This window comes from Streptomyces sp. NPDC034085, assembly GCF_055575555.1.
On record NZ_JBVISL010000014.1, the window covers coordinates 53,248 to 75,142 of the forward strand.

22 protein-coding genes are annotated in these 21,895 nt (G+C 73.2%); 21 read left to right on the forward strand and 1 reads right to left on the reverse strand.

The features are described from left to right. The first annotated feature begins 1 nt into the window (after position 1). The 5 genes from ACZ501_RS32200 (at position 2) to ftsH (ending at position 7,999) form a co-directional block, all read left to right on the forward strand. Complete coding sequence (locus tag ACZ501_RS32200) at positions 2–1,348, forward strand: ammonium transporter (protein ID WP_361610246.1); 1,347 nt, start codon at positions 2–4, stop codon at positions 1,346–1,348. Further along, positions 1,345–1,683 (forward strand): P-II family nitrogen regulator, encoded by a 339-nt coding sequence (locus tag ACZ501_RS32205; RefSeq protein ID WP_361610247.1) that lies wholly within the window; start codon positions 1,345–1,347, stop codon positions 1,681–1,683. Before ACZ501_RS32200 ends, ACZ501_RS32205 begins: the two co-directional genes overlap by 4 nt. Positions 1,684–1,700: 17 nt before the next feature. Next, on the forward strand, positions 1,701–4,133 hold the full coding sequence (locus ACZ501_RS32210) for a [protein-PII] uridylyltransferase (RefSeq protein ID WP_468800156.1): 2,433 nt from the start codon (positions 1,701–1,703) through the stop codon (positions 4,131–4,133). A gap of 252 nt (positions 4,134–4,385) precedes the next feature. Continuing rightward, a complete protein-coding gene (gene ffh / locus ACZ501_RS32215) occupies positions 4,386–5,960 on the forward strand; it encodes a signal recognition particle protein (protein ID WP_361609185.1) in 1,575 nt (524 codons plus the stop codon). 80 nt (positions 5,961–6,040) lie between these two features. After that, positions 6,041–7,999: an ATP-dependent zinc metalloprotease FtsH gene (gene ftsH, locus ACZ501_RS32220; protein ID WP_362455039.1), complete on the forward strand. Its 1,959-nt coding sequence runs from the start codon at positions 6,041–6,043 to the stop codon at positions 7,997–7,999. A 73-nt stretch (positions 8,000–8,072) separates the two neighbouring features. On the opposite strand, the gene ACZ501_RS32225 is transcribed toward ftsH, so the two are convergent. Then, entirely contained in the window at positions 8,073–8,753 is a 681-nt protein-coding gene (locus ACZ501_RS32225; protein ID WP_468800158.1) for a class I SAM-dependent methyltransferase, read from the reverse strand. A gap of 131 nt (positions 8,754–8,884) precedes the next feature. Here ACZ501_RS32225 and proS point away from each other — a divergent pair, with 131 nt between their 5' ends. From proS to dprA, 16 genes are all read left to right on the forward strand, one after another. Then, on the forward strand, positions 8,885–10,297 hold the full coding sequence (gene proS / locus ACZ501_RS32230) for a proline--tRNA ligase (protein ID WP_361609191.1): 1,413 nt from the start codon (positions 8,885–8,887) through the stop codon (positions 10,295–10,297). A gap of 204 nt (positions 10,298–10,501) precedes the next feature. Further along, complete coding sequence (locus ACZ501_RS32235; protein WP_361609193.1) at positions 10,502–11,098, forward strand: hypothetical protein; 597 nt, start codon at positions 10,502–10,504, stop codon at positions 11,096–11,098. Positions 11,099–11,310: 212 nt separating this feature from the next. Next, the gene (gene rpsP, locus ACZ501_RS32240) at positions 11,311–11,748 is read left to right on the forward strand and encodes a 30S ribosomal protein S16 (protein ID WP_007266826.1); all 438 of its coding nucleotides are present in this window, start codon (positions 11,311–11,313) and stop codon (positions 11,746–11,748) included. Positions 11,749–11,750: 2 nt separating this feature from the next. Beyond that, on the forward strand, positions 11,751–11,990 hold the full coding sequence (locus tag ACZ501_RS32245) for an RNA-binding protein (protein ID WP_007266827.1): 240 nt from the start codon (positions 11,751–11,753) through the stop codon (positions 11,988–11,990). Between the two features lie 78 nt (positions 11,991–12,068). After that, a complete protein-coding gene (gene rimM, locus ACZ501_RS32250) occupies positions 12,069–12,662 on the forward strand; it encodes a ribosome maturation factor RimM (RefSeq protein WP_361609196.1) in 594 nt (197 codons plus the stop codon). Then, positions 12,662–13,483 carry a tRNA (guanosine(37)-N1)-methyltransferase TrmD gene (gene trmD, locus ACZ501_RS32255; RefSeq protein WP_361609198.1) on the forward strand — a complete coding sequence of 274 codons (822 nt, stop codon included), beginning with the start codon at positions 12,662–12,664 and terminating at the stop codon, positions 13,481–13,483. The genes rimM and trmD overlap by 1 nt, the downstream gene beginning before the upstream one ends. A gap of 133 nt (positions 13,484–13,616) precedes the next feature. Continuing rightward, complete coding sequence (gene rplS, locus ACZ501_RS32260) at positions 13,617–13,967, forward strand: 50S ribosomal protein L19 (RefSeq protein ID WP_030227407.1); 351 nt, start codon at positions 13,617–13,619, stop codon at positions 13,965–13,967. Positions 13,968–14,011: 44 nt separating this feature from the next. Continuing rightward, entirely contained in the window at positions 14,012–14,755 is a 744-nt protein-coding gene (gene lepB, locus ACZ501_RS32265) for a signal peptidase I (RefSeq protein ID WP_361609200.1), read from the forward strand. Positions 14,756–14,939: 184 nt separating this feature from the next. Beyond that, the gene (gene lepB / locus ACZ501_RS32270) at positions 14,940–15,770 is read left to right on the forward strand and encodes a signal peptidase I (protein WP_468800160.1); all 831 of its coding nucleotides are present in this window, start codon (positions 14,940–14,942) and stop codon (positions 15,768–15,770) included. Positions 15,771–15,884: 114 nt separating this feature from the next. Further along, the gene (lepB, locus tag ACZ501_RS32275; protein WP_361607737.1) at positions 15,885–16,784 is read left to right on the forward strand and encodes a signal peptidase I; all 900 of its coding nucleotides are present in this window, start codon (positions 15,885–15,887) and stop codon (positions 16,782–16,784) included. Between the two features lie 41 nt (positions 16,785–16,825). Continuing rightward, a complete protein-coding gene (lepB, locus tag ACZ501_RS32280; RefSeq protein ID WP_468800162.1) occupies positions 16,826–17,584 on the forward strand; it encodes a signal peptidase I in 759 nt (252 codons plus the stop codon). Then, entirely contained in the window at positions 17,574–18,077 is a 504-nt protein-coding gene (locus tag ACZ501_RS32285) for an NUDIX hydrolase (RefSeq protein ID WP_361607743.1), read from the forward strand. The genes lepB (ACZ501_RS32280) and ACZ501_RS32285 overlap by 11 nt, the downstream gene beginning before the upstream one ends. A gap of 55 nt (positions 18,078–18,132) precedes the next feature. Continuing rightward, on the forward strand, positions 18,133–18,453 hold the full coding sequence (locus ACZ501_RS32290; protein ID WP_361607746.1) for a DUF2469 domain-containing protein: 321 nt from the start codon (positions 18,133–18,135) through the stop codon (positions 18,451–18,453). A gap of 111 nt (positions 18,454–18,564) precedes the next feature. Then, the gene (locus ACZ501_RS32295; protein WP_361607749.1) at positions 18,565–18,936 is read left to right on the forward strand and encodes a YraN family protein; all 372 of its coding nucleotides are present in this window, start codon (positions 18,565–18,567) and stop codon (positions 18,934–18,936) included. Next, a complete protein-coding gene (locus tag ACZ501_RS32300) occupies positions 18,936–20,558 on the forward strand; it encodes a YifB family Mg chelatase-like AAA ATPase (RefSeq protein WP_361607752.1) in 1,623 nt (540 codons plus the stop codon). Before ACZ501_RS32295 ends, ACZ501_RS32300 begins: the two co-directional genes overlap by 1 nt. After that, positions 20,555–21,739, forward strand: coding sequence for a DNA-processing protein DprA (gene dprA, locus ACZ501_RS32305; RefSeq protein WP_468800164.1), 1,185 nt, complete (start codon positions 20,555–20,557; stop codon positions 21,737–21,739). Before ACZ501_RS32300 ends, dprA begins: the two co-directional genes overlap by 4 nt. Positions 21,740–21,895: the final 156 nt, after the last annotated feature.

Genomic DNA, 21,895 nt, shown 5'->3' on the forward strand with positions numbered 1-21,895 from the left:
GATGGCATCAGCCATCACGACCCTCGCAGCAGACGCCCCCACCCTGTCTGCCGCGAACACCGGGTTCATGCTCATCTGCTCCGCCCTGGTCATGCTGATGACCCCGGGACTCGCCTTCTTCTACGGAGGCATGGTCCGCGTCAAGAGCAGCCTCAACATGCTGATGATGAGCTTCGTCAGCCTCGGGATCGTCACGATCCTGTGGGTGCTCTTCGGCTTCAGCCTCGCCTTCGGCACCGACTCCGGCTCGCTGATCGGCTGGAACTCCGACTACGTCGGCCTCAGCGGCATCGGCCTCACCGAGCTGTGGGACGGCTACACCATCCCGGTCTACGTCTTCGCCGTCTTCCAGCTGATGTTCGCCGTCATCACCCCCGCCCTGATCAGCGGCGCCCTCGCCGACCGCGTCAAGTTCAGCGCCTGGGTGCTCTTCACCGCCCTGTGGGTCACCGTCGTCTACTTCCCCGTCGCCCACTGGGTGTGGGGCGCCGGTGGCTGGCTCTTCGAGCTCGGCGTCATCGACTTCGCCGGCGGCACCGCCGTCCACATCAACGCGGGCGCCGCCGCCCTCGGCGTCATCCTGGTCATCGGCAAGCGCGTCGGCTTCAAGAAGGACCCGATGCGCCCCCACAGCCTCCCCCTGGTGATGCTCGGCGCCGGCCTGCTGTGGTTCGGCTGGTTCGGCTTCAACGCCGGATCCTGGCTCGGCAACGACGACGGCGTCGGCGCCGTGATGTTCGTCAACACCCAGGTCGCCACCGCCGCCGCGATGCTCGCCTGGCTCGCCTACGAGAAGCTGCGCCACGGCTCCTTCACCACCCTCGGGGCCGCCTCCGGCGCCGTCGCCGGCCTCGTCGCCATCACCCCCGCGGGCGGCTCCGTCAGCCCGCTCGGCGCGATCGCCGTCGGCGCCATCGCCGGTGTGCTGTGCGCCATGGCCGTCGGCCTGAAGTACAAGTTCGGCTACGACGACTCCCTCGACGTGGTCGGCGTCCACCTGGTCGGCGGCATCGCCGGCTCCCTGCTCGTCGGCCTCTTCGCCACCGGCGGCGTCCAGTCCGACGCCAAGGGCCTCTTCTACGGCGGCGGCCTGGAGCAGCTCGGCAAGCAGGCCGTCGGGGTCTTCTCCGTCCTTGCCTACTCCCTCGTCGTATCCGCGATCATGGCCTTCCTCCTCGACAAGACCATCGGCATGCGGGTCGCGGAGGACGTCGAGGTCTCCGGCATCGACCAGGTCGAGCACGCCGAGACCGCCTACGACTTCAGCGGCGCCGGCGGCGGGATCTCCGCACGGAGCACCGCCGCACCCGCCCCCGCAGCCGCCGCGCACAAGAAGGTCGACGCATGAAGCTGATCACCGCCATCGTCAAGCCCTACAAGCTGGACGAGATCAAGGAAGCCCTCCACGCCTTCGGGGTCCAGGGCCTGACCGTCTCCGAGGCCAGCGGCTACGGCCGCCAGCGCGGCCACACCGAGGTCTACCGCGGCGCCGAGTACACCGTGGACCTCGTACCGAAGATCCGCATCGAGGTGCTCGTCGAGGACGAGGAGGCCGAAGAGCTGATCTCCGTCATCGTGAGCGCCGCCCGGACCGAGAAGATCGGTGACGGCAAGGTGTGGAGCGTCCCCGTGGACTCGGTCGTCCGGGTCCGCACCGGCGAGCGCGGCGCCGACGCGCTCTAGAGGACGGGAGCTCCCGGGTGACGGGCGTCGAAGAGACCACGCAGGACCCGGCCGGCTCCGGACCCGGCGGCTACGCCGAGGCCCGGCTGCGACTCCTCCAGGAGGAGTCGCGGTCCGGGCCCTCCCGGCGTTCCGCCCTGTCCGGGCTGACCGACCGATGGCTGAACGCGCAGTTCACGCGGGCCGCGCGGGAGACCGGCGTCCGGGGCGCCGCCCTCGTCGCCGTCGGTGGCTACGGACGCGCGGACCTCTCCCCGCGCAGCGACCTCGACCTGCTGCTGCTGCACGACGGCAAGGCACGGCCCGCCGAGCTGAGCGCGCTGGCCGACCGCCTCTGGTACCCCGTGTGGGACCTCGGCCTGGCCCTGGACCACTCCGTACGCACCCCCGGCGAGGCCCGCAAAACCGCCGCCGAGGACCTCAAGGCGCACCTCGGGCTGCTCGACGCCCGGCTCGTCTCCGGTGACGCCGGACTGCTCGCGGGCCTGCGCACCTCGGTGCTCGCCGACTGGCGCAACCAGGCCGCCAGACGCCTCCCGCAGCTGCACGCCCTGTGCCGGGAGCGGGCCGAGCGGGCCGGGGAACTGCGCTTCCTGCTGGAACCCGACCTCAAGGAGGCGCGCGGCGGGCTCCGCGACGCCACCGCCCTGCGCGCCGTCGCCGCGTCCTGGCTGGCCGACGCCCCCCGCGAGGGACTCGCCGAGGCCCGGCGGCGGCTGCTCGACGCGCGCGACGCGCTGCACCTGGTGACGGGCCGGGCCACCGACCGGCTCGCGCTCCAGGAACAGCCCCAGGTCGCCGCCCGGCTGGGACTGCTCGACGCGGACGCACTGCTGCGCGAGGTGTACGAGGCCGCGCGGGTCGTCGCGTACGCCGGCGACGTCACCTGGCGGGAGGTCGGGCGGGTGCTGCGCGCCCGGGCCGCCCGGCCGCGGCTGCGCGGACTGCTGGGGACCCGGGGCGCGGCGGCCGCAGCCGAACGGGCACCGCTGGCCGAAGGGGTGGTGGAGTCCGACGGGGAGGCCGTACTGGCGCTGGCCGCGCGGCCCGAGCGGGACCCCGTGCTGCCCCTGCGGTTCGGGGCCGCGGCCGCGCAGGCGGGCCTGCCCGTCTCCCTGCACGCCGTACGGCGGCTCGCGGCGCAGGCCCGGCCGCTGCCCGTGCCGTGGCCGGCGGAGGCGCGGGAGCAGCTGCTGACCCTGCTCGGGGCGGGGGAGCCGATGGTGGGGGTCTGGGAGGCGCTGGAGGCCGAGGGCCTGATCAGTCGGCTGCTCCCCGACTGGGAGCGGGTGCGCTGTCGCCCCCAGCACAACCCCGTGCACACCTGGACGGTGGACCGGCACCTGATCGAGACGGCGGTACGGGCCTCCGCGCTGGCCCGCCGCGTGGGCCGGCCCGACCTGCTGCTGATGGCGGCCCTGCTGCACGACATCGGCAAGGGCTGGCCCGGCGACCACTCGGTGGTGGGGGAGACCATCGCGCGGGACACGGCCGCGCGGGTCGGCTTCGACGCGCAGGACGTCGCCGTGCTGGGGGCGCTCGTACGCCACCACCTGCTGCTCGTGGACACCGCGACCCGGCGGGACCTGGACGACCCGGCGACCGTGCGGGCGGTCGCGGACGCCGTCGGCTCCCTCTCCACCCTGGAGATCCTGCACGCCCTGACCGAGGCGGACGCCCTGGCCACCGGGCCGGCCGCCTGGAGCACCTGGCGGGGCTCGCTGGTGGCCGACCTGGTCCGGCGGGTCGCCGCCGTGCTGCGCGGCACCGCCCCCGCCGCCACCGAGCCGCAGATACCGACCGTCGAGCAGGAACGCCTGTCCGTCGAGGCGCTGCGCACGGGCGAGCCGGTGCTCGCGCTGCACGCCCGCCAGGAGGAGGACGACGCCGTCGGGGTGGAACTGGTCGTGGCCGTCCCCGACCAGCCGGGGGTCCTCCCGGCCGTGGCGGGGGTGCTGGCGCTGCACCGGCTGACCGTGCGGGCGGCCGACCTGCGCTTCCTGGAGCTCGCGGAGCCGGCCGGAGAGGTGCTCGTGCTGCGCTGGCGGGTGGCGGCGGAGTACGGGGCCCTGCCGCAGGCGGCCCGGCTGCGGACCGACCTGGTGCGGGCGCTGGACGGCTCGCTGGACGTCCCGGCCAAGCTCGCCGGCCGCGAGGCCGCGTACCCGCGGCGGCGGGGCGTGGTCCCGCCGCCGCCCCGGGTCACCGTCGTCCCGGAGGTGTCCTCCCTGGCCACCGTCCTGGAGGTGCGGGCCCCCGACGCGGTGGGGCTGCTGCACCGGATCGGGCGGGCCCTGGAGTCGGCCGGGGTCCGGGTGCGCAGCGCGCACGTGTCGACGCTGGGCGCGAACGCGGTGGACACCGTGTACGTCGTCGACCCGGACGGCAAACCCCTTCCGCCTCCGGCGGCCACCGCGGTCGCGTCCCAGGTCCAGGCGGCCCTGACGTAGGCGCCGCGTGCGCGGGGCGTCGATCCCCGACCCACCCTTCGCCCGTTCCCCGGGGGCCCCGCCCCCGGACCCCCGCGCCTCAGACGCCGACGGGGCTGAGATGTGCTGCGCACATCCGGCCCGCGCGGCGTTTGAGCGAGGGTCGGGGACCGCTCCGCGCAGCGGGCCGGCGGCCCCGCCCCCGGGGGGTGGCGGGGCCGGATACCCTGGGGGACGACCACCACGCCCCCGACCCGAGGAATCGCGACCACCGTGTTCGATACGCTTTCCGACCGCCTCAGCGCGACCTTCAAGTCCCTCCGGGGCAAAGGCCGCCTCTCCGAGCAGGACATCGACGCTGCGGCGCGGGAAATCCGTATCGCCCTCCTCGAAGCCGACGTCGCGCTCCCCGTGGTCCGCTCCTTCATCGCGAACGTCAAGGAGAGGGCCCGCGGGGAGGAGGTCAGCCGGGCGCTGAACCCCGGCCAGCAGGTCCTCAAGATCGTCAACGACGAGCTGGTCTCGATCCTCGGCGGCGAGACCCGCCGGCTGCGCTTCGCCAAGACCGCGCCCACCGTGATCATGCTGGCCGGCCTCCAGGGCGCCGGTAAGACCACCCTCGCCGGAAAGCTCGGCTTCTGGCTGAAGGGGCAGGGCCACGCCCCGCTCCTCGTCGCCTGCGACCTCCAGCGCCCCAACGCCGTCAACCAGCTCAGCGTCGTCGCCGAGCGCGCCGGTGTCGCGGTCTACGCGCCCCAGCCCGGCAACGGCGTCGGCGACCCGGTCCAGGTGGCCAAGGACTCCGTCGAGTACGCCCGTACCAAGCAGCACGACATCGTCATCGTCGACACCGCCGGCCGCCTCGGCATCGACCAGGAGCTGATGCAGCAGGCCGCGGACATCCGCGACGCCGTCAGCCCCGACGAGATCCTCTTCGTCGTCGACGCCATGATCGGCCAGGACGCGGTCAACACGGCCGAGGCCTTCCGCGACGGCGTCGGCTTCGACGGGGTCGTGCTGTCGAAGCTCGACGGCGACGCCCGTGGCGGTGCCGCGCTGTCCATCGCGCACGTCACCGGCAAGCAGATCATGTTCGCCTCGAACGGCGAGAAGCTCGACGACTTCGACGCCTTCCACCCCGACCGCATGGCGGGCCGGATCCTCGACATGGGTGACATGCTCACCCTCATCGAGCAGGCCGAGAAGACCTTCAGCCAGGCCGAGGCCGAGAAGATGGCGGCCAAGCTGGCGAAGGGGCCGAAGGAGTTCACGCTCGACGACTTCCTGGCTCAGATGGAGCAGGTCCGCAAGATGGGCTCCATCTCCAAGCTCCTCGGCATGCTCCCGGGCATGGGCCAGATCAAGGAACAGATCAACAACATCGACGAGCGCGACGTCGACCGCACCGCCGCGATCATCAAGTCGATGACCCCGGCCGAGCGCCAGGACCCGCACATCATCAACGGCTCGCGCCGCGCCCGTATCGCCAAGGGCTCCGGCGTAGAGGTCAGCGCCGTGAAGTCGCTCGTGGAGCGCTTCTTCGAGGCCCGCAAGATGATGTCCCGCATGGCCCAGGGCGGCGGGATGCCCGGCATGCCCGGCATCCCGGGCATGGGCGGCGGCCCCGGCCGGCAGAAGAAGCAGGTCAAGCAGGCCAAGGGCAAGCGCAAGAGCGGCAACCCGATGAAGCGCAAGGAAGAGGAGGCCGCGGCCGCGGCCCGCCGCGAGCAGGGCCCGCAGCCCGGCGCTCCCGCCGCGGACGGCAACCCGTTCGGCCTCCCCGCCGGCGGCGGCCAGCCGGGTCAGGACTTCGACCTGCCGGACGAGTTCAAGAAGTTCATGAAGTAGCCCCGGGACGGAAGGGCCCCGGCCGCACGGCGGCCGGGGCCCTTCCGCGTCTGCGGGGGCAATGGTGTGGATTGTCGCTTATGGTCGGCCGGGAGGACGGCATAAGGAGGCTCCAGGTGCCCAGCCCCACCCCCGTACCGCCACGCGACCGGGCCGACACCCCCTGGCGCTCGGAAGGCGCCCCGCCCACCCCGCCGCCCAAGCGGAGGATGCCCGGCGGAGGCTGGCGCGGGCTGGTCCTCGCCGCCCTGATCGTCTTCCTGCTGACCAACCTCGTCCTGTCCTTCTACAACGAGGGCGACGAGCCGACGGTCTCGTACACCGAGTTCAGCAGACAGGTCGCCGACGGCAACGTCTCGAAGATCTACTCCAAGGGCGATGCCATCCAGGGCGAGCTGAAGAGCAAGCAGCCCGTCCCCGGCGGCAAGGGCGACTACACCAAGTTCGTCACCCAGCGCCCCGCCTTCGCCGACGACCAGCTGTGGTCCAGCCTCACCTCCAAGGGCGTCACCGTCACCGCCTCCCCGGTGGTCGTGCAGCGCAGCTTCCTGGCCAACCTGCTCATCTCCCTCGCCCCGATGCTGATCCTCGTCGCCCTCTGGCTGCTCATCGCCCGCCGGATGGGCTCGGCGATGGGCGGCATGGGCGGGCTGGGCCGCCGCGGGCCGCCCAAGCCCGTCGAACTGGAGGCCGGCGCGCCGCGCACCACCTTCGACGACGTCGCCGGCATCGACGAGGTCGAGGGCGAGCTCAACGACGTCGTCGACTTCCTGAAGAACCCGCAGCAGTACCGGGAGATGGGCGCCCGGATGCCCGGCGGCGTCCTCCTGGCCGGCCCGCCCGGCACCGGCAAGACCCTGCTGGCGCGGGCGGTCGCGGGCGAGGCCGGGGTGCCGTTCTTCTCCGCGTCCGCCTCCGAGTTCATCGAGATGATCGTCGGGGTCGGCGCCTCCAGGGTCCGGGAGCTGTTCACCGAGGCGCGCAAGGTGGCCCCCGCGATCGTCTTCATCGACGAGATCGACACCATCGGCCGGGTGCGCGGCGGCGGCGCCGGCATGGGCGGCCACGACGAGCGCGAACAGACCCTCAACCAGATCCTCACCGAGATGGACGGCTTCTCCGGCTCGGAGGGCGTGGTCGTCCTCGCCGCCACCAACCGGGCGGACGTCCTCGACCCCGCGCTGACCCGGCCCGGCCGCTTCGACCGCACCGTCGTGGTCTCCCCGCCCGACCGGGACGGGCGCGAGGCCATCCTGCGCATCCACACCCGCGACATCCCCCTCGCCGCCGGCGTCGACCTCGCCCAGGTGGCCCGGACCACCCCCGGGATGACCGGGGCGGAGCTGGCCAACCTGGCCAACGAGGCCGCGCTGCTGGCCGTCAAGCGCAAGCAGCGCGAGGTCACCCAGTCGGACCTCTCCGACGCCCTGGAGAAGGTCCAGCTCGGCGCGGAACGGCCCCTGGTGATGCCGCTCGAGGAACGCCGCCGCACCGCCTACCACGAGAGCGGCCACGCCCTGCTGGGCATGCTCCAGCCGGGCGCCGACCCCGTCCGCAAGATCACCATCGTGCCCCGCGGCCGGGCGCTCGGCGTCACCCTCTCCACCCCGGACGCGGACCGGTACGCGTACACGGAGGAGTACCTCCGGGGGCGCATCATCGGGGCGCTCGGCGGCATGGCGGCCGAACAGAGCGTCTACGGCGTGGTCACCACCGGCGCGGAGAACGACCTCGAACAGGTCACCAACATCGTCCGCGGGATGGTCGGCCGCTGGGGCATGAGCGAGCGCGTCGGCAAGCTGACCGCCGTCCCGGGCGACGGGCAGGCCCCGTACGGCCTGTCCGCCGCCCCCACCACGCTCGACACCGTCGACCACGAGATGCGGCGGATCGTCGACGAGTGCTACGAGGAGGCCTGCCGCCTGCTGCGCGAGCACCGGCCGAAGCTCGACGCCCTGGCCGAGGCCCTGCTGGCCGCCGAGACCCTGGACGAGCAGGCGGCGTACGCGGCGGCCGGAATCCCGCGGCTCGCGAAATAGCGGGCCGCGCCGGGCCGCGCCGTCGAAGCCCCTCCCGGCCCTCGGGCCGCCGGAGCCACTTCGACGACACCCCCTAGGCCACCCGGGCGACGACGTACCGGAAGATGTTCGGCAGCCAGACCGCCCCGTCGGTGCGCTCGTACGGGTGGAGGGCCTCCGCCAGCTCCTTCTCCGCCTGGCCGGGGTCCGCCGCGCCGCCGTACAGCCCGGTCGACAGCAGACCCCGTACGGCGCTGTCCACGTCCGCGTACCCGAACGGGCAGAACACCCGCCCCGACCCGTCGGGCACCAGCCCCGCCCGCGCCGCCAGCGCGTCCAGGTCCAGGGCCGCCGGGCCGCCGCCCGGCACCACCGGCACCGTGCAGCGCTCCGGCGGACCCCAGCCGGCCAGCACCACCGCGCCGCCCCGCCGGACCGCCGGCAGGGCCCCGGCCAGGGCGGCCTGGGTGGGCTCGAAGGCCAGCAGGACGTCGTAGGGCCGCGCGCCGGGCACCGGGGGAGCCGCCACCACCTCCAGCAGCCGCTCGCGGGCCAGCGCCCGGCGGGCCGGATCCGCCTCCACGCCGGTGGCGCAGGCACCCCGCCCTCCGGCCAGCAGCAGGGCCAGCCCGGCCCCGCAGTCGAGGCCGAGCAGCCGGTCGCCCGGCCCGATCTCCAGCCGGTCGTAGACCGCCTCGTACAGCGGTACCAGCATCCGTTCCTGGATCTCCGCCCAGTCCCGGGCGACGAGCGTCGCCGTCGGCGTCGGTGTCATCGAAAGAGCGCTCCTGATTCCGTCTCGCCCCCTGGCCCCCGTTGCCAGGGAACTCCCCATTCGCGCCCGCGTCCAGAGGAGCGCGCCACCCGATTCACGCATCGAGCGCCCGGCGCCGTACCATTCGCGCCATGGCAAAGGCACCCGTTCTCACCCCGCAGGCGGAGGATTTCCCCCGCTGGTACCAGGATCTGATCAACAAGGCCGAGCTGGCCGACAACGGTCCGGTCCGCGGCACCATGGTCATCCGCCCGTACGGCTACGGCCTGTGGGAGCGGATGCAGCAGGAGATGGACGCCCGCATCAAGGACGCCGGTGCCCAGAACGCCTACTTCCCGCTGTTCATCCCGCAGTCGTACCTGACGAGGGAAGCCGAGCACGTCGAGGGCTTCGCCCCCGAGCTCGCGGTCGTCACCCACGGCGGCGGCAAGGAGCTGGAGGAGCCGGTCGTCGTCCGGCCCACCTCCGAGACGATCATCAACGACTACTTCTCCAAGTGGGTGCAGAGCTACCGGGACCTGCCCCTGCTGATCAACCAGTGGGCCAACGTGGTCCGCTGGGAGATGCGCCCCCGCGTGTTCCTCCGGACGAGCGAGTTCCTCTGGCAGGAGGGCCACACCGCCCACGCCACGTACGAGGACGCCCGCGAGTACGCCGCCCGGATCCACCGCGACGTCTACGGCGACTTCATGACGAACGTGCTCGGCATCGACGTCGTGCTCGGCCGCAAGACCGCCAAGGAGCGCTTCGCCGGCGCCATCAACACCCTCACCCTCGAGGGCATGATGGGCGACGGCAAGGCCCTCCAGCTGGGCACGAGCCACGAGCTCGGCACCAACTTCGCCAAGGCCTTCAACACCCAGTACCTGTCGAAGGAAGGCAAGCAGGAGCTCGTCTGGCAGACCTCGTGGGGCGTCTCGACCCGTATGGTCGGCGGCCTGATCATGTCCCACGGCGACGACAACGGCCTGCGCGTCCCGCCGCGCCTGGCGCACGTCCAGGTCGTCGTCATGGCGATCAAGGGCGACGAGGCCGTGGCCAAGGTCCGCGAGCTCGGCGCCCAGCTCAAGGCCGCGGGCATCCGCGTCCAGGTCGACGACCGCGTCGACACCCCCTTCGGCCGCCGCGCGGTGGACTGGGAGCTCAAGGGCGTCCCCGTGCGCATCGAGATCGGCCCCCGCGACCTGGAGGCCGGTACCGCGATGCTGGCGCGCCGGATCCCGGGCGGGAAGACCCCGGTGCAGATCGAGGCGCTCGCCGACCTGCTGCCCAAGGTGCTCGACGAGGACCAGGCGCAGCTGCTGCGCGAGTCCCGCGAGCGCCGTGAGGCCCGTACGAGCGACGTCGCCACCCTCGAGGAGGCCGCCGAGGCCGCGATCGCCGGCGGCTGGGCGCGGATCCCGTGGGCCGACCTGGGCCCCGAGGGCGAGGCGAAGCTGGCCGAGCAGGCCGTCTCCGTACGCTGCCTGGTGGCCGAGGACGGATCGGTCCCGGTGGCCGACGACGCCCCCGGTACGCTCGCGATCGTCGCGCGCTCGTACTGATCGGCCAGGGACGCCCCTGGCGTGCGGCTCCGGCCGCGCGCCGGGGGCGTCGGCCGTCGATGGCCTTCGTTACGTACCGACTCCTCCTGGGATATGCGCACCCGTCCTCGTCAGGACGCATCAGAGTGAACTGACTGGTACGTGCAAAAAATTTGGAATGGCCCGGAATCGGAACACCGGGGCACCCCGGCTCGTTGTCACGACGTGAGCACGACACCACCTGTTCTCGCCGCAGAGCTGGCGCAGGCGTGGGCCGACATTCAGCGGTACCACCCCGAGCTGCCTGACCTTGCCGCGCCCGAGTCCCTGATCGGAGAGTCCTCGTCCGCCTGTGGCGCCGAGCTCTCCTTCGAGCGACTGCTGCACGAGGCAGTCCACGGCATCGCCGCCGCCCGCGGGGTGCGCGACACCTCCCGAGCCGGCCGCTACCACAACCGCAGATTCCTCGCGATCGCCGAGGAGATGGGGCTCGACCACTCCGAGGAGCCGCACGCCAGCAGCGGGTTCTCCCTGGTCAGCCTCAACCCCGAGGCCAAGAAGCGCTACCGCCCCACCATCGAGCGGCTCCAGCGCGCCCTCAAGGCGCATACGGTGGCCACCGCGGCCGACACCAAGCGCAGCTTCCGCGGTCCGGCCGCCCGGCACGGCTCCTCGGGCGGCGGCGTGCGCGTCAAGGCGGTCTGCGACTGCGGGCGCAACGTCCGGGTGGTCCCCTCCGTGCTGGCGCAGGCGCCGATCGTGTGCGGCGGCTGCATGAAGCCCTTCCGCATCCCCGAGGTCGCCACCGCGGCCGCCTCCTGACACGGGCGGCGGGCCGCGCCGCCGCCGGGCGGGGCGGGGGATCCTGCCGCTCGGTGGCGCCGCAGGCGTGTGGCACAATGGGCAGCTGTACTCGACAGTCGCATAGGACCCCTCTCTCCTCCGGCTGACGCGTCCATCGGGCACCCGAGTACCGCAACCCCACGTGGCATCTCAAGTGCCCAACCACGTCAAGTTCAGGAGACACCACTCCAGTGGCAGTCAAGATCAAGCTCAAGCGCCTCGGTAAGATCCGCTCCCCGCACTACCGCATCGTCGTCGCCGACGCACGCACCCGCCGGGACGGTCGCGCGATCGAGGAGATCGGCATCTACCAGCCGACCTACAACCCCTCGCGCATCGAGGTCAACGCCGAGCGCGCGCAGTACTGGCTGTCCGTGGGCGCCCAGCCCACCGAGGCCGTCCTCGCCATTCTGAAGCTCACCGGTGACTGGCAGGCGCACAAGGGCCTCCCGGCCCCGGCGCCGCTGCTGCAGCCGGCGACGAAGGAAGACAAGCGTCGCTCCTTCGACGAGTTCGCCAAGGCCCTCGAGGGCGTCGGCGAGGGCAAGGGCGAGGCCATCACGCAGAAGAAGAAGGCCGACAAGAAGGCGGACGAGGCCGAGGCCGCCGCCGAGTCGACCGAGGCCTGAGCATGCTCGAGGAGGCTCTTGAGCACCTCGTGAAGGGCATTGTGGACAACCCCGACGACGTGCAGGTCGCCTCGCGCAACCTGCGCCGCGGGCAGGTGCTCGAGGTCCGGGTGCACCCCGACGACCTCGGCAAGGTGATCGGCCGCAACGGCCGCACCGCGCGTGCTCTGCGTACCGTCGTGGGCGCCATCGGCGGCCGGGGCATCCGCGTCGACCTCGTCGACGTGGACCAGGTCCGCTGAGCAGTTGAACACCGGCACGGGCCGGGGAGGGCATACGTGCCCGCCCCGGCCCGTCGTCGTCTGAACAGGAGATATCAGGTGGAGCTGGTAGTCGCGCGGATCGGCCGCGCCCACGGGATCAAGGGTGAGGTCACCGTCGAGGTGCGGACCGACGAGCCGGAGCTGCGGCTCTCGCCCGGCGCCGTGCTGCGGACGGAACCCGCGTCGGCGGGTCCGCTGACCATCGAGACGGGCCGGGTGCACAGCGGGCGGCTCCTGCTCCGCTTCGAGGGCGTCAAGGACCGCACCGGCGCCGAGGCGCTGCGCAACATCCTGCTGATCGCGGACGTGGACCCGGCGGAACTGCCCGAGGAGGAGGACGAGTACTACGACCACCAGCTGATGGACCTGGACGTCGTACTCGAGGACGGCACCGAGGTGGGCCGGATCACCGAGATCTCCCACCTGCCCTCGCAGGACCTCTTCATCGTCGAGCGCCCCGACGGCACCGAGGTCATGATCCCCTTCGTCGCGGAGATCGTCGCCGAGATCGACCTGGAGGAGCAGCGCTGCGTCATCACCCCGCCGCCCGGGCTGATCGACGACCGCGCCGAGATCGCCTCCGCGCGGGACGCCGAGGCCGCTGACGCCGCCGGTAGCGCGGAGGGCGCGGACACCGGAGACGAGGCCTGATGCGGCTCGACGTCGTCACGATCTTCCCCGAGTACCTCGAGCCGCTGAACGTCTCCCTCGTCGGCAAGGCGCGGGCGCGCGGGCAGCTCGACGTACACGTGCACGACCTGCGGAACTGGACGTACGACCGGCACAACACGGTCGACGACACCCCGTACGGCGGCGGCCCCGGCATGGTCATGAAGACCGACCCGTGGGGAGAGGCCCTCGACTCGGCGCTGGCCGACGGCTACGAGTCCGGCGCCCACGGCCCGGTCCTGGTCGTGCCGACCCCCAGCGGCCGGCCCTTCACGCAGGAACTGGCCGTCGAGCTCTCCGAGCGCCCCTGGCTGATCTTCACCCCGGCCCGGTACGAGGGCATCGACCGCCGCGTCATGGACGAGTACGCCACGCGGATGCCGGTGTACGAGGTCTCCATCGGCGACTACGTCCTGGCGGGCGGGGAGGCGGCCGTGCTGGTCGTCACCGAGGCGGTGGCCCGGCTGCTGCCCGGGGTGCTCGGCAACGCCGAGTCGCACCGGGACGACTCCTTCGCCCCCGGCGAGATGGCCAACCTGCTCGAGGGCCCCGTCTACACCAAGCCGCCCGAGTGGCGGGGCCGCGGGATCCCCGAGGTGCTGCTCAGCGGCCACCACGGGAAGATCGCCCGCTGGCGCCGCGACGAGGCCTTCCGCCGGACCGCGCGCAACCGCCCGGACCTGATCGAGCGCTGCGAGGCCTCGGCCTTCGACAAGAAGGACCGCGAGATCCTGAGCATCCTGGGCTGGAAGCCGTCGGAGGACGGCCGATTTTGGCGCAGGCCGCAGGCCGTGGAAGAATAGGCGGCTGCTGTGTGCTTCCGTACGCTCCTGCCACAGGGGGATCGCCGTACGGGGAGTGGCACGGCTCCCGAATTCTCTCCGGAAACCCGCACCGGCGACCTGTGGCGTCGTGCGAAGAAAGCAGACGAACAACATGTCTCACCTGCTCGATGGCGTCAACGCCGCCTCCCTGCGCACGGACGTCCCGGCCTTCCGCCCCGGTGACACCATCAACGTGCACGTCCGCGTGATCGAGGGCAACCGCTCCCGTATCCAGCAGTTCAAGGGCGTTGTCATCCGTCGCCAGGGCTCTGGCGTCTCCGAGACCTTCACCGTCCGCAAGGTCTCCTTCAGCGTCGGCGTGGAGCGCACCTTCCCGGTCCACTCCCCGATCTTCGAGAAGATCGAGCTCGTCACCCGCGGTGACGTGCGTCGCGCCAAGCTGTACTTCCTCCGTGAGCTCCGCGGCAAGGCCGCGAAGATCAAGGAGAAGCGCGACCGCTGATCTCCCCTCCGGGTCCCGGGGACGGGCGGATAGGCTCGCACCCGATGGACACCGAAGCAGAGCTCACACAGCGCGGCCACTCCTCTCCCGAGCAGGGGGAGGGGCGGCCGCGTTCTGCGTTTTCCGGGCTCAGCCGGGTGCCGGGGCCCTGGCGGCGGGCCGGACTGCTCGGGGTGCTCTGCGCCGTCTTCCTGCTGCTGTTCGCCAACTTCGTCGTGCAGCCCTTCCAGATCCCGAGCAGGTCCATGGAGCCCACCCTGGGGGTGGGTGACCGGGTCCTGGTCAACAAGCTGGCGTACCGTTTCGGCGGCGAGCCGCGGCGGGGTGACGTGGTGGTCTTCGACGGCGCCGGGTCCTTCGTACGGGAGCCCGCGGGCGGCAACCCGGTCGGGGACGCCGTGCACGGCGCGCTCTCGGCCCTCGGGCTCGCGGAGCCCTCCGACACCGACTTCGTGAAGCGGGTCGTGGGGGTCGGCGGGGACGACGTGGTGTGCTGCGACGCGGGCGGCCGGATCCGGGTCAACGGGGTCCCGCAGGCGGAGCCGTACCTGTACGCCGGTGACGCTCCCTCGAAGGTGCCCTTCCGGATCGTCGTTCCCCTGGGCACCCTGTGGGTCATGGGCGATCACCGGTCCCAGTCCCGGGACTCCCGCGACCACCTGGGCGAGCCGGGCGGGGGGATGGTGCCGGTGGAGAAGGTGATCGGGCGGGCCGACTGGATCGGCTGGCCCGTGTCCCGCTGGGGCTCGGTGCCCGGCGCGCGGACCGGGGACGGCCCGCATGGGTAGCCGGGGCCGCCCGAGAGGCGGGCGCCGGCCGGAGCCGGAGCGGGAACCCGAACCGGAGAGGCCGCGGCGCAGACCCGGACCGAAGCCCGGGCCGGATCGCGGACCGGGTCGCGGGCCGGATCGCGGGCCGAATCCCGGACCGAGGCCCGGGCCGAAGCCTTCGCCGGAGCCGGCGGGCGCTGCCGTGCCCGTGGAGCCGGTGGAGGCCGGAGCCGCCGACGGCACGGCCGCGGAACCCGGCGGGCGGGCCGAGCGGCGCCGGCTGGCGCGCAAGGTCCGGCGCCGCAGGCGTACCCGCCGGGTGGGCGAGCTGCCGTTGCTGGTGGCGGTCGCGCTGTGCATCGCCCTGGTGCTCAAGACCTTCCTCGTGCAGGCCTTCTTCATCCCGTCCGGCTCGATGGAGCAGACGATCCGGATCGGCGACCGGGTGCTGGTGGACAAGCTGACGCCGTGGTTCGGCTCGCAGGTCGAGCGCGGCGACGTCGTCGTGTTCAAGGACCCGGGCGGCTGGCTCCAGGGCGAGGCCGCGCGGCCCGCCCCGGACCCGGCCGGCGTCAAGCAGGTCAAGCAGGTCCTGACCTTCATCGGCCTGCTGCCCTCCGCGGACGAGCAGGATCTGATCAAGCGGGTCGTCGGCGTCGGCGGGGACACCGTCAAGTGCTGCGACGGCCGGGGCCGGGTGACCGTCAACGGGGCGCCGCTCGATGAGCCGTACGTGTCACCCGGCAACGCGCCTTCCGAGATCCGTTTCGAGGTGCGCGTACCCGCCGGGCGGATCTTCGTGATGGGGGACCACCGCGCCAATTCGGCCGACTCCCGCTACCACCTCGACGAGGCCTTCGAGGGGACGATCGACGTGAAGGGCGTGGTCGGGCGGGCCGTGGTGATCGCCTGGCCCTTCGACCACTGGCACGGACTCGACCAGCCGGCGACCTTCCTGTCGGTTCCGGATCCGGTACGCGGGGGGCGGCGGCGCGGGCCCGGCGGGCGCCGCCGGGGGACCCCGGTCGCATAGTGTGGCCTTGGTCTCCCGCGCCTTAGGGAACTCCCGCTCGTTAGGGGAGGGGAGGGCCCGTGCCTGATCCGGTGCGGGCGGCGGTTTTCCGAGTGAGGAGTGGATGTGGGGGATGTGGCGGTAGGCGCACGATCCGGACGCGATGAGGGTGAGGAGCGGCCGGACGACGCCGTCGGGCACGAGACCGGGGAGGAGGGTGCCGAGGAGGGCAAGCCGCAGCGCTCCTTCTGGAAGGAGCTCCCGCTCCTCATCGGTATCGCCCTGCTGCTGGCCCTGCTGATCAAGACCTTCCTGGTGCAGGCGTTCTCGATCCCGTCCGACTCGATGCAGGACACCCTGCAGCGCGGTGACCGGGTGCTGGTGGACAAGCTGACGCCGTGGTTCGGCTCGGAGCCCGAGCGCGGCGAGGTCGTGGTCTTCCACGACCCCGCGAACTGGCTCGCCGGTGAGGCCACCCCGGAGCCCAACATCGCGCAGCAGATCCTGAGCAAGATCGGTCTCATGCCGTCCGCCGACGAGAAGGACCTGATCAAGCGGACCATCGCCATCGGCGGGGACACCGTGGAGTGCAAGAAGGGCGGCCCGGTCGTCGTCAACGGCAAGGCGCTGGACGAGCCCTACATCTTCCCCGGCAACTCCGCCTGCGACGACTTCCCCTTCGGCCCGATCACCGTGCCCAAGGGCAAGATCTGGGTGATGGGCGACCACCGGCAGAACTCCCAGGACTCCCGCTACCACCAGCAGGACTCGACCCAGGGCTTCGTCCCGGTCAAGGACGTCGTCGGGCGGGCCGTGGTCGTCGCGTGGCCGGTCACCCGCTGGTCGACCCTCCCCGTTCCGGACACCTTCGACCAGCCGGGCATCGGCAACCAGCCCCCGGCTCCGCTGCACTCGCCGCAGGCCGGCGCACTGGGCCCGGCCGGGGTCGGCCCGGCCGCGCTGGGACTCGTCGGAGCCGTGCCCCTCGTCATGTGGCGCCGGCGGAGGCTGACCAAGGGGCGTACCGCCGGGTAGGGTGCCGCCCAGGTCGACGATCTCCGGTGGGGAGCGCTGCAATGGGCGGAACGCAGGCAATACGCGCGCGCAAGGATGGCCGCGGCGGCTTCGGCAACACGTTGTCGGGGATCGCCGTGGCCATCGGTTTCGTGCTCTTCCTGGGCGGTTTCGTCTGGGGGGCGCTGGTGTACCAGCCGTACACGGTGCCGACGGACTCGATGGTGCCGACGGTGCGGCCGGGCGACCGGGTGCTGGCGCAGCGGATCGGCGGCGGCGAGGTGCGGCGCGGCGACGTGGTCGTCTTCAAGGACTCCCTGTGGAGCGATTCGCCCATGGTCAAGCGGGTCGTGGCCGTCGGCGGCGACACCGTCGGCTGCTGCGGCCAGGGTGGCCGGGTGACCGTGAACGGCACGCCGCTGGACGAGCCGTACGTCGACCGCGAGGGCGACGGCGCGGCGGCCGCGGGCACCACCTCCTTCGAGGTGAAGGTGCCCGAGGGCAACCTCTTCCTGATGGGCGACCGGCGCGGCGGCTCCCTGGACTCCCGGGCCCACCTGCAGGAGACCGGCCAGGGGACGGTGCCCCGGTCGGCGGTCGTGGCCCGGGTCGACGCGCTGGCGTGGCCGTCCATGGAGATGCTGGAGCGGCCGCAGCTCTTCGCCGCCCTGCCCGGCGGGATCTCCGCCCCCGGGCCGCTGCGGCTCCAGGTGGCCGCGGTCCTGGCCGGCGCGGCCCTCGTACTGGTGGGCGCCGCCTACGGGCCCCTCGCCCGGCTGCTGGGCCGCGGGCGCGGACGGGCGGGCTCCGATGGCCGCTGAGCCGTCCGGCACGCCTGCGCGCAAGGTCTCCCGGGTGATCCTGCTGGACCCCGAGGACCGCATCCTGCTGCTGCACGGCTGCGAACCGGACGATCCCGCCGTCGACTGGTGGTTCACCCCCGGCGGCGGCCTGGAGGGCGCCGAGACCCGGGAGCAGGCCGCGCTGCGGGAACTCGCCGAGGAGACCGGGATCACGGAGGTGGAGCTGGGGCCGGTGCTGTGGCACCGGTACTGCTCCTTCCCCTTCGCCGGCAGGCGCTGGGAGCAGGACGAGTGGTACTTCCTGGCCCGTACCTCCCAGACCGCCACCGCGATGGGCGGGCTCACGGAGCTGGAGCGGCGCAGCGTCACGGGGGCCAGGTGGTGGACCTCCGAGGAACTTCTCGCGGCCCGTGAGACGGTGTACCCGACCAGACTGGCCGAGCTGCTCCGGACGCTGCTCGACGACGGTCCCCCGGGTGCTCCGGTGGCCCTCGCCCCGGAAATCGTTTAGGGGCGTACGGCACTGGCGCACAATAGGGGGACGCACGGCTGAAGGGGAACATGCCATGAGCGCCGAGGACCTCGAGAAGTACGAGACCGAGATGGAGCTGAAGCTCTATCGCGAGTACCGCGACGTCGTCGGGCTGTTCAAGTACGTCATCGAGACCGAACGCCGTTTCTACCTCACCAACGACTACGAGATGCAGGTGCACTCGGTCCAGGGAGAGGTGTTCTTCGAGGTCACGATGGCCGACGCCTGGGTGTGGGACATGTACCGCCCGGCCCGCTTCGTCAAGCAGGTGCGCGTGCTGACCTTCAAGGACGTGAACATCGAGGAGCTCAACAAGAGCGACCTCGAGCTGCCGGGCGGCGACCTGCCGGGCTGAGGGCCGGTTCACCCCGGCGGGTGAGCCGGTTGTCCACAGCGCCAGGGTTGTCCACCAAGATCCACTCGGTGGGCCGGAACGCGGGACCGTCGGTGCCGGAGGTGGTGCCGGATGGACGCGAAGGGCGTGGCACGGCAGGCGTTGGGGCGGTACGGCGAGGAGCTCGCCGCGCGGAGACTGACCGAGGCCGGGATGACGGTGATCGCCAGGAACTGGCGGTGCCGCGCGGGGGAGATCGACATCGTCGCCCGCGACGGGGACGCCCTCGTCGTGTGCGAGGTCAAGACGCGCCGCGAGGGTGACTTCGAGCATCCCATGGCCGCGGTCAGGGCGGGCAAGGCCGAGCGGCTGCGCCGGCTCGCCGGGCGCTGGCTCGCCGACCACGGGGGGCCGCCGCCGGGAGGCGTGCGGATCGACCTCGTCGGGGTGCTGCTGCCCCGGCGCGGAGCGCCCGTCGTGGAGCACGTCAGGGGGGCGGCCTGATGGGGTTCGCGCGGGCCTGCTCGGTGGCCCTGGTGGGCGTCGAGGGCGTACTGGTGGAGGTCCAGGCCGACCTGGAGCCGGGCGTGGCCGCCTTCACCCTGGTGGGCCTGCCCGACAAGACCCTGGTCGAGAGCCGGGACCGGGTACGGGCGGCGGTGGTGAACTCCGGCGCGCCCTGGCCGCAGAAGAAGCTCACCGTCGGGCTCAGCCCGGCGTCCGTGCCGAAGGCCGGCGCCCACTTCGATCTGGCAGTGGCCGCGGCCGTACTGGGGGCCGCCGAGGTGGTCGACCCCGGGAAGATCGCCGACCTCGTGCTCATCGGGGAGCTGGGCCTCGACGGCCGGGTGCGCCCGGTGCGGGGGATCCTGCCGGCCGTGCTCGCGGCCGCCGAGGCCGGATACCGGCAGGTGGTGGTGCCGCAGCAGTGCGCGGCCGAAGCCGCCCTGGTCCCCGACGTCTCGGTGCTGGGCGTACGGAGCCTGCGGCAGCTGATCGCGGTGCTGACCGGCGCGGTGGTGCCCGAGGAGGAGCCGCCGCCGGGCGCCGGGCGTCCCGACCCGATGCTCGCGGGGCTGGTCGTGCCCGGTGCCGGACTCGGTACGGGCCTCTCGGGCCGGGGCGACCCCGGGGACGTCCCCGACCTCGCCGACGTCGCCGGCCAGCGGAGCGCCCGCCGGGCCCTGGAGGTGGCGGCGTCGGGAGGCCACCACCTCTTCCTCAGCGGGCCCCCGGGCGCGGGCAAGACGATGCTCGCCGAGCGGCTGCCCTGGCTCCTGCCGCCGCTCACCCGACAGGACTCCCTGGAGGTGACGGCCGTCCACTCGGTCGCGGGAATCCTGCCGCCCGGCGAACCGCTGGTCGGCAGGCCCCCGTACTGCGCCCCGCACCACTCGGCGACCATGCAGTCGCTCGTCGGCGGCGGGGCCGGAATCCCCAGGCCCGGAGCGGTCTCCCTCGCCCACAGAGGGGTGCTTTTCCTGGACGAGGCCGCCGAGTTCAGCGGCAAGGTGCTGGACGCGCTGCGCCAGCCCCTCGAAGCCGGGCACGTGGTCATCGCCCGGGCCGCCGGGGTGGTACGGCTGCCCGCCCGGTTCCTCATGGTCCTCGCGGCGAACCCCTGCCCGTGCGGCCGCCACACCCTGAACGGATCCGGCTGCGAATGTCCCGCCTCCGTGATCCGGCGCTACCAGGCCCGGCTGTCCGGGCCGCTGCTCGACCGGGTCGACCTGAGGGTCGAGGTGGAGCCCGTCACCCGCTCCGACCTGCTGGGCCGGGGCGGCCGGGGGGAGGCCACCGCCACCGTCGCGGACCGCGTCCGCGAGGCCCGGGACCGGGCCGCCGCCCGGCTCGCCGACACCCCGTGGCGGCTCAACTCCGAGGTGCCCGGGCACGAGCTGCGCACCCGCTGGCCGGCCGGCCCCGGCGCCCTGGCCCTCGCCGAGCGGGACATGGAGCGCGGGCTGCTGACCGCGCGGGGGCTCGACCGGGTGCTGCGGGTCGCCTGGACCGTGGCCGACCTGCGGGGCCGCGACCGCCCCGACGCGCTGGACACGGCCGTCGCGCTGGAGCTGCGCACCGGGATCGCCCGCGGGGCGGCGCAGGCCCTGGAGACGGGACCGTGAGCGCCGCCGGGCAGCCCGATCCGGAGCTCGTCGCCCGGGCCGCGCTGACCAGGGTGCTGGAGCCGGGGGACGAGCACGGGGGCCGGTGGCTCCGCGAACTCGGCGCCGTCGGCCTGATACGGCTCCTGACCGGTCCGGCGGGCGCGGAGGGCGGTGCGCTGAGCGGGGTGGGGGCCGAGCGGCTCGCCGGGTACCGCAGACGGGCCGCCGCCGCCGAGCCCCTGCGGGACCTGGAGGACGCGGCCGGCTCGGGCGGCCGGTTCGTCTGCCCGGGTTCCGCGGAGTGGCCGACCCAGCTGGACGACCTCGGCGACGCCCGGCCCGTCGGCCTCTGGCTGCGGGGCGGGCCCCATCTGCGGACCTGGGCCGTGCGCTCGGTCGCCGTGGTCGGGGCCCGGGCGTGCACCCCGTACGGGGCCCACATGGCGCAGACCCTGGCCGCCGGCCTCGCCGAGCGCGGCTGGGTGGTGGTCTCCGGGGCGGCGTACGGGATCGACGGTGCCGCCCACCGCGGGGCCCTCGCCTCCGGCGGCGCCACCGCGGCGGTACTGGCCTGCGGAGTCGACGCCGTCTACCCGCGCGGCCACGCCGGGCTGCTGGGCCGGATCACCCGCCAGGGGTTGGTGGTCAGCGAACTGCCGCCCGGCAGCCACCCCACCCCCAGCCGGTTCGTGCTGCGCAACCGGGTCATCGCCGCCCTCACCCGCGGAACCGTCGTCGTCGAGGCCGCCCACCGCAGCGGCTCCCTGGTCACCGCGCGCCGCGCCCGGGAACTGGGCCGCCTCACCATGGGCGTGCCCGGGCCGGCCACCAGCGGCCTCTCCGCCGGCGTGCACGAGCTGCTGCGCGGCGAGGCGGTGCTCGTCACCGACGCCGACGAGGTGGTCGAACTCGTCGGCGACATGGGCGAGCTGGCTCCCGTCCGCCGCGGCCCGGTCCTGCCCCGGGACCTGCTGGCCCCCGAGGCCGCACGGGTACTCGAAGCGCTCCCGGCCGGCCGGCCCGCGGGTCTGGACGAGATCGCCCTCGCGGCGGCCGCGGGCACCGATGAAGTCATCGGCAGACTGTACGAACTTCACTCTCTGGGGTTCGTCGAACGGCAGGGCGACGGCTGGCGGTTGACCCCGCGGACATCCCGGGAGGGGGCCCAATCCGGGGCCGACCGGCGAGGCGGTCGTTGACCTGGGGAGTTCCGGTGAAAGAGTGAAGGCGATGAGAGACGCGGTCCTCCCGGTTGCAGTCGCCGGGACCGTGCGCGAGGCGCCGGTCCCGGGCCTCCCGTGCGAGGACGGGCGCGCCTGCGCCCCTGCGCCATCCCGTACTCTTCGCGCACCGCG